General features: G+C 71.3%; 10 protein-coding genes and 1 pseudogene. 7 read left to right on the top strand and 4 right to left on the bottom strand.

Annotated elements, in window-relative coordinates:
• Positions 1-87: 87 nt before the first annotated feature.
• The 6 genes and pseudogenes from SANBI_RS11365 (at position 88) to miaB (ending at position 5,627) form a co-directional block, all read left to right on the top strand.
• Positions 88-321, top strand: coding sequence for a DUF3046 domain-containing protein (locus tag SANBI_RS11365; RefSeq protein WP_319155081.1), 234 nt, complete (start codon positions 88-90; stop codon positions 319-321).
• 306 nt (positions 322-627) lie between these two features.
• On the top strand, positions 628-1,707 hold the full coding sequence (recA, locus tag SANBI_RS11360; RefSeq protein ID WP_056130109.1) for a recombinase RecA: 1,080 nt from the start codon (positions 628-630) through the stop codon (positions 1,705-1,707).
• Positions 1,704-1,865: pseudogene (locus SANBI_RS18820) on the top strand (hypothetical protein); the annotation flags it as partial. The gene recA and the pseudogene SANBI_RS18820, both read left to right, overlap by 4 nt.
• Positions 1,866-1,961: 96 nt before the next feature.
• Positions 1,962-2,321, top strand: a complete 360-nt coding sequence (locus SANBI_RS18815) for a regulatory protein RecX (RefSeq protein WP_408669761.1) — start codon at positions 1,962-1,964, stop codon at positions 2,319-2,321.
• Between the two features lie 68 nt (positions 2,322-2,389).
• Positions 2,390-3,856: an Rnase Y domain-containing protein gene (locus SANBI_RS11350; RefSeq protein WP_319155077.1), complete on the top strand. Its 1,467-nt coding sequence runs from the start codon at positions 2,390-2,392 to the stop codon at positions 3,854-3,856.
• An 85-nt stretch (positions 3,857-3,941) separates the two neighbouring features.
• A complete protein-coding gene (gene miaB / locus SANBI_RS11345) occupies positions 3,942-5,627 on the top strand; it encodes a tRNA (N6-isopentenyl adenosine(37)-C2)-methylthiotransferase MiaB (protein WP_319155075.1) in 1,686 nt (561 codons plus the stop codon).
• A gap of 154 nt (positions 5,628-5,781) precedes the next feature.
• On the opposite strand, the gene SANBI_RS11340 is transcribed toward miaB, so the two are convergent.
• Complete coding sequence (locus SANBI_RS11340) at positions 5,782-6,372, bottom strand: type III secretion system chaperone family protein (RefSeq protein WP_319155073.1); 591 nt, start codon at positions 6,370-6,372, stop codon at positions 5,782-5,784.
• Positions 6,369-6,980 carry a type III secretion system chaperone family protein gene (locus tag SANBI_RS11335; RefSeq protein ID WP_319155071.1) on the bottom strand — a complete coding sequence of 204 codons (612 nt, stop codon included), beginning with the start codon at positions 6,978-6,980 and terminating at the stop codon, positions 6,369-6,371. The genes SANBI_RS11340 and SANBI_RS11335 overlap by 4 nt, the downstream gene beginning before the upstream one ends.
• 78 nt (positions 6,981-7,058) lie before the next feature.
• Between SANBI_RS11335 and SANBI_RS11330 the strand changes: the two genes are divergently transcribed.
• Positions 7,059-7,694 (top strand): hypothetical protein, encoded by a 636-nt coding sequence (locus SANBI_RS11330; RefSeq protein WP_319155069.1) that lies wholly within the window; start codon positions 7,059-7,061, stop codon positions 7,692-7,694.
• 92 nt (positions 7,695-7,786) lie between these two features.
• On the opposite strand, the gene SANBI_RS11325 is transcribed toward SANBI_RS11330, so the two are convergent.
• Both SANBI_RS11325 and SANBI_RS11320 read right to left on the bottom strand, forming a co-directional pair.
• On the bottom strand, positions 7,787-9,964 hold the full coding sequence (locus tag SANBI_RS11325; RefSeq protein ID WP_319155067.1) for a hypothetical protein: 2,178 nt from the start codon (positions 9,962-9,964) through the stop codon (positions 7,787-7,789).
• Positions 9,964-11,871 (bottom strand): HSP90 family protein, encoded by a 1,908-nt coding sequence (locus SANBI_RS11320; protein ID WP_319155064.1) that lies wholly within the window; start codon positions 11,869-11,871, stop codon positions 9,964-9,966. The genes SANBI_RS11325 and SANBI_RS11320 overlap by 1 nt, the downstream gene beginning before the upstream one ends.
• Positions 11,872-11,880 lie beyond the last annotated feature (9 nt).

Raw genomic sequence — 11,880 nt, 5'->3', positions numbered from 1 at the left:
GCTCGACGTCTCGTCCTGCTCTGGTGTGGCCACCCTGACATTGTGTCTGGTCCCGCCGACACACGACGGACGTGGCACCCTACTGGTGTGCGAAACAGAGAGTTCTGGGACCTGGTGGACGAGGTGTTCGGCCGTGGGTACGGGCGGACGCTGGCTGACGACCAGATGCTCACCGCCCTCGGAGACCGCACAGCGGCCCAGGCGATCGAGGCGGGTGTCGAGCCGCGGGTGGTGTGGCACGCGCTGTGCGACGCCATGGACGTGCCCGACGAGCGCCGCTGGGGGCACGACAAGTTCCGGCAGGCGCCGCCGCCGCGCTGACAGGTCCCGACGGTCGCTGACGGTCGCCGCCGGGCGCTGACGGCACCGCCGCCGCGCTGACGGGCACTGACGGGCACTGACCGGCACTGACGGGCACTGCCGGTCAGTATCCGCAGACACGCCGAAGCCGCACTGGATCTTCGAACAGATGTTCGGTTATCGTTGTCCGCAGGGCGCCTCTTCTGATGCGTCGTCCACAGGTCCGCACGGCCGAGAGGTCGTTGTCAGTGGGTGGACGTAGCGTCCTCACCAACGACAGGCACCACACCGAGCGGGCTACCGCTCACAGACGGAGAGGCGGCAGACATGCCCGCACCAGCAGACCGCGAGAAGGCCCTCGAGGCGGCGCTCGCACAGATCGACCGGAACTTCGGCAAGGGCTCGATCATGCGGCTCGGCGAAGAAGGCCGCGCCCCCGTCGAGGTCATCCCGACCGGCTCGATCGCGCTGGACATCGCACTCGGCATCGGCGGGCTCCCGCGCGGCCGCGTCGTGGAGATCTACGGCCCCGAGTCGAGCGGTAAGACGACGGTCGCCCTCCACGCCGTCGCGAGCGCCCAGCGCAACGGTGGCATCGCCGCCTTCATCGACGCCGAGCACGCCCTCGACCCCGACTACGCGAAGAAGCTCGGCGTCGACACCGACGCGCTGCTGGTCTCGCAGCCGGACACCGGAGAGCAGGCCCTCGAGATCGCCGACATGCTGATCCGCTCCGGCGCGATCGACATCATCGTCATCGACTCTGTCGCGGCCCTCGTGCCCAAGGCTGAGATCGAGGGCGAGATGGGTGACAGCCACGTCGGTCTGCAGGCTCGCCTCATGTCGCAGGCGCTCCGCAAGATCACCGGTGCGCTCAGTTCCTCAGGGACCACCGCGGTGTTCATCAACCAGCTGCGCGAGAAGATCGGCGTGATGTTCGGCTCGCCCGAGACGACCACAGGTGGAAAGGCGCTGAAGTTCTACGCCTCGGTCCGCCTGGACATCCGACGCATCGAGACCCTCAAGGAGGGCACCGAGCCCGTCGGCAACAGGACCCGCGTCAAGGTCGTCAAGAACAAGATGGCCCCGCCGTTCAAGCAGGCTGAGTTCGACATCCTCTACGGTCACGGCATCTCCCGCGAGGGTGGGCTGATCGACATGGGTGTCGAGCACGGCTTCGTCCGCAAGTCCGGCTCGTGGTTCACCTACGACGGCGACCAGCTCGGGCAGGGCAAGGAGAACGCCCGCACCTTCCTCAAGGACAACCCCGACCTCGCCAACGAGCTCGAGAAGCGCATCAAGGAGAAGCTCGGCGTGGGCGCTCAGGTCGACGCCCCGGCCGTCCCAGCGCCGATCGACGCAGCGCCCGCCAAGGCTGCTGCCAAGGGGAAGAAGAGCGACTCCTGAGTCGCTCGACAGGCTCGCAGAGGCCGCAGACCGCTCCTGGGGAAGAGGAGGGGGCTGCGGTCTCTGCGCTGTCCCATGCCGAGAAGATCGAGAGCGCTCGCAACCGTGCGCTCAAGATCCTCACCGCCACGGCCAAGAGCAGGCACCAGCTCGAAGAGCGGCTGCTGAAGGCCGGGGAAGAACCTGAGATCGTCACCGAGCTGCTCGACAGGCTCGAGAACGTCGGGCTCCTCGACGACGCCCAGCTGGCGGCCATGATCGTCCGGACGCGGTTCTCCGAGCGTGGCCAGACGCGGCGTGCTATCGCCCAGGAGCTCCGCCGCAAGGGGATCGACGGGGAGGTCGCCGAGGAGGCTCTCGCGCAGGTGGACGACGCCGACGAGGCCGGTGCAGCCGTCGAGGTGGCCCGCAAGAAGCTCCGGCAGACCGCGTCGCTCGACCGCCCTGTGCGCATCCGTCGTGCTCTCGGAGCCCTCGGACGCAAGGGCTACTCCTCAGGTGTCGCGATGCAGGCGATCCAGAGCGTGCTCGCCGAGGAGCCGACGATCCCGGACGACGGCGGGTCGACGGAGGACGATCTCGGCGACACGGGCCCTGGAGACGACTGGATCTAGCGGCAGTCGGTGATGATGGGACCCGCGCCCGTCCGAGGTGCCCGTCAACCTCAGAGGAGTGCCCCGCCGTGACCGGTGCAGAGCTCGGAGTCGTCCTCGCGCTGCTCCTCACCTGCCTGGTCGCGCTCCTGCTCGTCCAGACCGCCCGTCGCGAGGCAGCGGCGGTCCGTGCCCGGGCAGCCGACGACGTCGCGGACCTGCGTGCCGACAGCCGCCGCAGAGACGAAGAGTCCAGGGCGCGGGTCGACGAGGTCCGAGCACTCGAGAAGGACCTCGTTGCTCGCCGTGCACGGCTCGAGGCTGCCGAGGCGCGGCACCAGGACCAGGTCCTCTCCGCCGCCGGAGCGGCCCGGCTCGCCTCGGAGGAGCTCGCCCGCCGTCAGGCCGAGGTCGAGCGAGAGCTCGGGAGCGCTGCTGGCCTGAGCCGGGAGGAGGCTCTCGCCCGGCTCACCGACGCGCTCCGGACGCAGGCCACCCGCCAGGCCGAGGCGACGGTCCGCACGGCGGAGGCCTCGGCGCGGCGCACGGCGGACCAGACCGCGCGACGCATCGTCACCGCTGCAGTCCAACGCCTGAGCGTCCCCACCAGCTCGGCAGCCGCGGTGACCCTCGTCCCGCTGCCCTCGGACGACCTCCGCGGGCGGATCATCGGACGGGAAGGACGCAACATCCGGACCTTCGAGGCTGTCACCGGGGTCAACCTCCTCGTCGACGACGACTCGTCCACAGTCCAGCTCTCGTCCTTCGACGCCGAGCGCAGAGAGGTCGCGCACGCGACCCTCCAGATGCTCTTCGACGACGGTCGGATCCACCCGCAGCGCATCGAGTCCGCCTACGCCCTCGCCCTCGCCGGGAGCGACGACCGCGCTGTGGCGGCCGGGCACGACGCCGCCGAGCGCGCCGGGGTGCTGCGACTACCCCACGACCTCGTCGTCGTGGTCGGTGCGCTCCGGCTCCGGACCTCGTACGGGCAGGACGTCCTCGAGCACAGCGTCGAGGCTGCTCTCGTCGCGGCTGCCCTGGCGGCCGAGCTCGGGGCGGACGTCGAGGTCGCACGGCGCGCTGCGTTCCTCCACGACATCGGCAAGGCCCGCAGCCTCACGGCTGGCGGTACCCACGCGGCTGCGGGTGCGGACCTGCTGCGTGACGCGGGGGAGTCCGCCGAGGTGGTCAACGCTGTCGCCGCGCACCACGGCGAGGTGGCCGCCGAGAGCGTCGAGGCCGTCCTGGTCCAGGCGGCCGACGCGATCTCGGCGGCGCGGCCCGGTGCACGCCGCGACGAGCTCGAACGGTACGTCGAACGGATGGAACGGCTCGAGGGTGTCGCCGCAGCGCACCACGGGGTCGTGCGCGCCCTGGCCCTGGCGAGCGGGCACGAGCTCAGGGTGGTCGTCGAGCCGGCAGCCGTCCCCGATGCCGACCTGCCCGGCCTGGCCCGCGAGATCGCCCGAGACATCGAGGCTGCGCTGAGCTTCCCCGGGGAGATCTCGATCACCGTGGTCCGTGAGCTCCGCGCCCACGCGACCGCCGGCTGATCCCAGCCCGCCAACCTTGGGCACGGCCTGTCAGGGGCTCCAGAGTCGTCAGCCGATGCCTCACGCGGGTCGTAAACTGGGGCCGATGTCATCGAACACCCTGCCGCGCGACGCGCTGACCCAGAACCCGTCGGACACCGGCCACGAGACCCCCCGGACCTACGTCGTCCGTACCCTCGGGTGCCAGATGAACGTCCACGACTCCGAGCACATGTCCGGCATGCTCGAGCAGGCCGGGTACAGCCGCGCGACCCCCGAGGCGGCGTCCCGTGACGAGGCCGACATCGTCGTCATCAACACCTGCGCGGTCCGCGAGAACGCCGCGACCCGCCTCTACGGCAACCTCGGCCAGCTGGCAGGGGTCAAGAGCAGGCGTCCTGGGATGCAGATCGCCGTGGGCGGCTGCCTCGCGCAGAAAGACCGGTCCACGATCGTCGAGCGTGCCCCGTGGGTCGACGTCGTCTTCGGCACCCACAATCTCGACGCGCTCCCGGTGCTCCTCGAGCGGGCACGGCACAACGAGGCCGCGCAGGTCGAGATCGCCGAGTCGCTCCAGGTGTTCCCGTCGACGTTGCCCACCCGTAGAGAGTCCGTGTACGCGGGCTGGGTGTCGATCTCCGTCGGCTGCAACAACACCTGCACCTTCTGCATCGTGCCCCACCTGCGGGGCAAGGAGCGGGACAGGCGTCCGGGCCAGGTGCTCGCCGAGGTCGAGGCGCTCGTCGCGCAGGGCGCCATCGAGGTCACGCTGCTGGGGCAGAACGTCAACAGCTACGGCGTCGAGTTCGGAGACCGCGGCGCGTTCGCGCACCTGCTGCGGGCGTGCGGGCAGATCGACGGTCTCGAGCGGGTGCGCTTCACCTCCCCGCACCCCGCGGCCTTCACCGACGACGTCATCGAGGCGATGGCGCAGACGCCGAACGTCATGCCGCAGCTGCACATGCCCCTCCAGGCCGGGTCCGACAGGATCTTGCGCGCCATGCGCCGTTCGTACAGGTCGGACAAGTTCCTCGGGATCTTGGACCGTGTCCGCGCTGCGATGCCCGAGGCGGCGATCACGACAGACCTCATCGTGGGCTTCCCCGGCGAGACCGAGGAGGACTTCCGCGAGACGCTCCGCGTGGTCGAGGCGAGCCGTTTTGCCTCGGCCTTCACCTTCCAGTACTCACCGCGCCCCGGTACCCCCGCCGCGACGCTCGACGACCAGGTGCCGAAGGAGGTCGTCCAGGAGCGCTACGAGAGGCTCATGGCGCTCCAGGACTCGGTCTCCGCGAGCGAGAGTGCTCGGCAGGTGGGCCGCACCGTCGAGGTCCTGGTCGCCGAGGGTGCCGGGCGCAAGGACGGCGCGACGCACAGGCTCACCGGACGGGCCCAGGACAACCGCCTCGTGCACCTCGCCGTCCCGGCTCACCTGACCTACGCCCTGCGGGACGAGCCGACGGCGCCAGTCGACGACCCTCGCCTGAGCGAGAGCATCGATCCCGAGCTCCCGCGACCTGGCGACGTCGTCACCGTCCAGGTCACGGGGTCTGCGCCCTACCACCTGGTCGCGGACTCGGTCCTCGCTGGAGAGCAGCCCGTCGGGCACGACGGGGTGACGCCGGCCGCTGGTCGGGTCTACGCGGTCCGTCGCACCCGGTCTGGCGACGCGTGGGCGGCTCGCGAGCGAGCCCGGGCCGGGCTCGGAGACGACTCGCACTCGCACGGCGACGCGGCCGCACCGGCAGGTGGGCCTGTCGTGCTCGGGATGCCTGTCCTGCGCCGCAGCTGACGCGGTCCGACCGGCACCGTGCACGTCAGCGGGTCGACCGCTGTCGTGCTCCGTCGTTCGCGAGCTCAGTGGTTGACGTGCTCAGCCGTCGTTCACGTGGTCAGTCGTCGATGTGCTCAGCCGTCGTCGACGTCTTCAGCCGTCGTCGACGTCTTCAGTCGTCGTCGACGGGGCCGTCGTTGTCGTCCATGTCGCCGTCGTCCTCGTACACCTGAGGCCTGAGCGACGCGGCGACCGAGGCGAACAGCTGGAGGGAGTTGCCGAGGCCACCCGCGAGGGTCTCGTCGATCTGGTCCTGCGTCGCTCCAGGGCCGAAGTCGACCGAGTGCTCGGTGTACAGCGACAGGGCTCCGTTCTCACGGCGCACGTAGGCCTTCGGCCAGATCCTGTCCCTGTTCCAGTCGTTGACGATCTGCAGCGTGGCCACCCGGTTCGACTCGGCGAGAGGGCGGTGCCAGCGGCCGCGCACCTGGATGATGTCCTTGTCGACGCCCAGGAGCATGAACCAGAAGCGGTTGCCGTCCCACGTCCCGGTGATGTCACCGTCTTCGTCGAGCCGGAAGGTGTACCCGCACGACCCGAGGTACGACGCCAGCCTGTCGCGGGTGACTGTCGTCGGGACGTCGAGCAGGTTCGCGCTGGTCTCTTCGGCGGGCAGCGGGCCGGTCCGTTGGCGCGGGACGGCGTCGGGCAGCACGGACAGCAGCCTCGACAGCCACGCGCGACGCGGCGCAGGGGTGCTCATGGGGCCGCCTTCGCAGGGTCGGGGTAGTGGGCGTCGAGCGAGTCGAAGAGCATCGCGGCCGTGCTGAGCCCGCAGCTGAGCAGCCTGTCGAGCTGCTCGTCGGTCGCACCGTGCTCGAGGTCGACCGACATCTCGGCGTAGACCTGGATCATGCCGTTGTCGCGCACCCGGAAGTACGCCTTGGGCCAGATGCGGTCGGTGTTCCACTCGTTGCAGAGGTCGAGGACCTCTTCGATCCGCTCGATGCTGATCTCACGGTTCCACTGGCCACGGACCTGGAGGATCTCGGAGCGGGACCCGAAGATGAGGAAGTAGAAGAGCCGAGAGTGCCACAGCCCTCCGACGTCCCCGTCCGAGTCGATGAAGTACGAATAGCCGTAGTCGCTGATCCACTCGATGACACGCGCCCGTGTGACAGGGCGGACGCCGTGGACCTGGTCGAGTCCTGTCGCTGCACCGAGCTCGCGGGCGATGACCTCTTCGACGTCGAGACGCAGCTGCTCGTCGTCCCTGTCAGCCCCGCCGACGGCGGCCTGGGCCTCGTGAGAGGCGTGCGTGCCGGAGAGGCCACCCGTCCTGCGGTGACGCCGATCCTTGAAGAGCCCCATCTGACCAGCCTACAGCCGGTCCTGGGACCCGCGTCCGCTCGACAGCCCACGGTCAGGTGGTTGACGTACGGTGACACGATGCACGCCATCCTCGCTCGTCTCACGCTGTCGCCGGTGCTGCTCCCCGGTGCCTCAGGACGCACGGACGTGTCCGCGCAGACCCGCGCGGTCGTCGTCGCCAGGATCACCTCGCTGCTCGAGGAGGCCGGACTCAGCGGCCGCGGGTCTGGCACGGAGGACGACCACCCCCACGTGCTCGTCGTCGCGCCAGCCCGTCGGCCCATGATCGCTGTCGACGCACGGCCCGATCTCGGCGCTCTCGGGCTCGAGACCCCCAGCGCTCCCGGCGGGTCAGGCTCCGGCGTCGGCGGTGGTTCGCCAGCGCTCGACGTGGGGCCGACCCTCGACGTGACCGCGACCGTCGCTGTCACGCTGCTGAGGCTGGCGGGCTGGCACGGGGCCGTCGAGACCGTCGAGGTCGCCGGGTCCGCCGACGACGGTGCGGACGGTGCCCTCGACGCTCTCGACTCTCTTGAAGCCGTGGTGTCGACAAGGCTCCCGCGGCGCCAGCTGGTGCTGCTCGCGACGGGCTCGGACGAGGCCCAGCTGCCCGCCGGGGCGCGACCCGCGCTCGCCGCGGCGCACACGAGGGTCCGCTCGCTGGGCGACCGGCTAAGCATCACGCGGGTCAGCACGGACGCTCTGGTCGACTGAGCCTGCCCTAGCGCCCAGCGCCCAGCGCCCAGCGCCCAGCACCCCTGCGCCGAGCGGCGCGCAGGCTTCCCCTCGTGGCTCTGAGCGGCTCCTCAGAGCGACAGGCGTCGGACCAGGTCCTCGGCCTCGTGCGTCCGGCCCAGTGCTGTCAGGACCTCGACCAGCTCGCCCGTGACCTCAGCACGGGGCGCTGTCGACCGCACCATGGCGAAGCCCTCCGCTGCTGACTCGAGGAGCCAGACGGCGTCCTCGAGGCGACCCTCGGCGCGTTCGAGCCGGCCGGCGACCCAGAAGGCGTGGGCTGCGTCCTCGACCATCCCGAGCTCGGCGAAGGCCTCGGCAGCGGTCCTGGCTGCTGTCGTGGCCTCGTCGGTCCGTCCTGCGGAGGCCTGCGCACGAGCGAGGGTGTCGAGCAGCTGGGCGTGCTCCGCCGCGAGGACCGTCGCCCGGCGCGCTCGGGTCGTGGCCTCGTCGGCCATCTCGGCCTCCGCGGCTCCTGCGACGGCCTGGACCGCTCCGCGCGCCGCAGCCGTCTCGATCTCTGCGGCAGCCACGAGCGGCCCGAGGACGGATACGGCCGTCGGCACGGCGCCGACCGATACGCAGACCCGTGCGTAGGCCCTGGCGACAGGTCCTGTGTACTCGATGCCCGTCTCGGCGCGGGCGAGCAGCGCGAGGGCCTCGCGGAACGAGGACTCGGCCCCCTCGTCGTCCCCGAGCGAGCCGGCCAGGGCCGCGGCCTCGGCCAGGGCGAATCCGGCAGCCTCCGGCTCGTCGATCGCCTCGAACATCTCAGCCGCCTGCGCGTACAGCCGCGCGGCGCTGACGGTCTCGCCGCGCGCTGCCGAGCTCTCGGCGGCCGAGACCAGGGCGTCGGGTCCGACACCGGCGCGGCCAGCGGTCTGGTCTCGCGACGGCTCAGCCGATGCCGCGGCGGACGGAGCGCCTGCAGGCGCGTCGCCCTCGGCCTCGTCGAGCAGGTATCCGGGCACGTCGCCCGCACCTGTGCCGAGGTCTGCGCTCGCGAGCGACCCTGTCGGTCCCGTCGGTCCCGTCGGTGCGGCGGGGTCCGCGGAGCCCGCAGGCGCCCCGGGAGCGCCGGGGCCTGCGGTCTCGTCTGATCCAGCAGGAAGGTCGCCGCTCAGCCCCGCGGGCAGGTCCGCGCCGTGGCCTGTGAGCACGCTGAGATCGACGCGGAGCTCGCTGTGCTCACCCGACCAGGCGCGCAGCACACGCTCGGTCGAGGCGCTGGTGCCACCCCGTCTGTCGAAGGCGGAGGCGAGCGCGAGGGCTTCTCCGTGCATCCAGTCGTCGAGCTCGGCCACTGTCGTCGCAGGGACCCCCGGGTACGAGACGGCCCGCAGCGGGTGGTGCCGGCGCAGGATGCTGACCCCGGTCCCGGCGTGCAGCAAGAACGAGAGCCTGTCGGCCGGGGTCTCGGCCTTCGTGAGCAGCCCGGCGGACCTGTCGAGGAACCTCCAGGCCGCAGAGTGGTTGCCCGACCGCGCGAGGAGCTGGACGTGTCGCCCCTGCGCCCCCGCCAGCTCACCGCTCGTCGGCAGGCTCTGCAGGCCGTGCCGGTGCGCCCTGGCCGCGCCCTCGGCGTCACCGACCTCGAGATAGGCGAGCTGGAGCTGGGAGAGCCTGTCAGCCGGTTCGGAGTGGCACGAGGCCGACGTGGCCTCGGCGGACTCCAGCAGGCGGATGCCCTCCTCGTAGCGGCCGGCCTCGAAGAGGTAGGCGGTGCGGTCGCCCGGCTCGCAGGCCGGGCACTGCGAGAAGTCGTCACGCTCGGTCGTGATCCACCGCTCGTAGGCGGCCGGCAGCTCGTCGTCGCCGAGCAGGTGGTGCCACTGGAAGGTGAGGTGGTTGACGGCGCTCATCCCGTTGCCCGCCAGCTGGTAGCGGCGACGCATGTCGTCGAGCGTCGAGGTGATCTGCGCGGCCGGGATGGCCGGGAACTCCATGAGGTTGCCGACCATCCACTTGAACGACCAGAACAGGGAGTGCACGTCGTGCTGGTCGAACAGCTCGGGGTGCTCGTCCCACAGCCTCACGGACTGGGTGAACGGGAGGTACGCCTTCTCGACCTCGTCGGAGAAGGCGTAGGACTCGGTGAGGGCGAACAGCGCGAAGGCGCGTGCCTCCTGCGGGCCCTCGGTGGTGACCTCGCGGACGAGCGCCGCAGCCACCTCGTTGCGGGCCGAGCCGAAGGGCAGGTCGCGGGCCTTCATGATGGCGCGGTTCATGTCGTCGAGCTGGCGTGCCATCAGGCTGCGCCCCCGTCCAGGTGGTCGTGGCGCTCCGGGTCTCGCGGCGCGGCGGCGCTGCGCATCAGGGTCGAGAGCGCGTCGGTCATGAGGTTCGCCTCGTGGGCGGGCAGCGGGCGGCCGGACTGCAGCAGCGCCGTGACGTACAGCGCCTGAGCACCGGCCTCGCGGACCACCCGGTCAGCGACGTCGAGCACGTCGCGCACGGCCGGGTTCGCGTCGTTGAGCACGAGCCGGCGTCGGTGCTGCGGCTTGGAGAACTGCCCGAGGACGCCGCCCCACAGGTCGGCAGCCTCGGACACCGTCGAGGTGACCTCCTGCTCGTGGTCTGCGTCGCGGTCGTCGAGCAGCATCGACGGGATCTGCGCAGGCTCGAAGGTCCGCAGGTCCACGTCGCACCCGCCTGCTGCGAGGACCTCACGGATGCTCACGAGAGCGTCGGTCGTCTCGAGGGCACGCAGCGGCTCGAGGGGGAGCAGCACCTGGGAGACGTCCGAGGCCGAGACCGGCATGACGGTCCAGGACGGGCGACGGGTGCGCACACGCTCGAGGAGGTCGGCGTCGTAGACGTACCCGGCGTTGACGACAGGGAGGTCCTGCGCGTGCGCGACAGGCGCGATCCGCCGGTATCCCTCGACGGTCGGTGTGAAGTGGATCTGGCCGTAGCGCTCGTGGATCTCGGCGAGGGTCGCCTGGCCCGTCGTGCACTCGAAGGGCAGGACCTCGACGGCCAGGTCGAGCATGTCGTCGTCGACGAGAGCCAGGGCGCGCACCGCGAGGTGGTGCACGGCGAGGAGCTGGGCCGAGCCCGCGTCGCGCAGCGCGAGGGTCTCGAGGGTCCACCGGCGGATCCGCGCGCCGAGAGCGTCACGGGTGGCGAGCAGCACGTCGTCCTCGTACAGGCCCTCCCGCGAGGCTGTCGGGCGCACCGCGGTGGTGTTGACGACGCAGCGCACGAAGAAGGCCCACGGCGGCAGCAGCTCGTCGACCTTGGTCCCCAGCAGCATCCGCTTGAGGTAAACCCTGTGGGCGCTGCTCGTCGTGGGGGACACCGCGGTCGGCAGCACGAAGGCTACGCCGCTCAGCCCGGCGAGCGGCAGGTCGAGGTCGATCGAGGCGAGCGGCGTGAACCCGAGGGCCGACTCGCAGTACGACCTCAGGGCGAGCTCCCGCGCTCGCGGTGTCTCGTAGGTCTGCTCCCACGGGAGCACGGGCTCGCTGAGGGAGCGGGACCGGACCGAGCCGTCGGCGCCCTCGACCTCGAGCAGCAGCTCGACGGGCAGGAGCGAGCCGTAGTCGGCGGCGAGGGCCGCCACGGTCTCCGGCTCGAGCCAGTGCTCGAGGTCTCGGCGCGGCGCGAGACGCACCGTGCTGCCCGGCTGCTCAGGTCTCCTCGGGTCGTCGTCGGAGAGCTCGACCAGCGTGTACCGCCCGTCTGCGTGACCTGTCCACCGCACGGCCGGGGCCTGGGGGTGACGGGCCGAGCGCGAGACGAGCTCGATCTCGTCGGCGACCATGAAGGCCGACAGCAGCCCGATGCCGAACTGCCCCAAGAACTGCTCGCGGCCCGTGCCCATCTCCAGGTCGCGCTTGGAGCTGCGCCCGATGGTCGCGAGGAGCTCTTCGGCCTCGGCCAGGGTCAGCCCCACGCCCGTGTCGGTCACCTCGAGGCTGCCGTCGGGACGGCAGCGGAGGGTGACCCGGGGGGTGGTCGCCCCCGGACCCGCCGCCGACGGGTCGCCGGGGGACGAGACACTGGGGGACGAGGTGCCCACCTCGGCCAGCGCCGTGATGGCGTCGGTCCCGTTCTGCAAGAGCTCCCTGAGGTACACCCGAGGGCTGCTGTAGAGGTGGCGGGCGAGGAGGTCGACGATCCCGCCGAGGTCGACCTGGAAGGTCTGGCTCATGCGCGGGCC

Source organism: Sanguibacter biliveldensis, from assembly GCF_033798665.1.
Lineage (GTDB): Bacteria > Actinomycetota > Actinomycetes > Actinomycetales > Cellulomonadaceae > Sanguibacter > Sanguibacter inulinus.
This window is presented reverse-complemented; position numbering and strand designations above follow the sequence as displayed.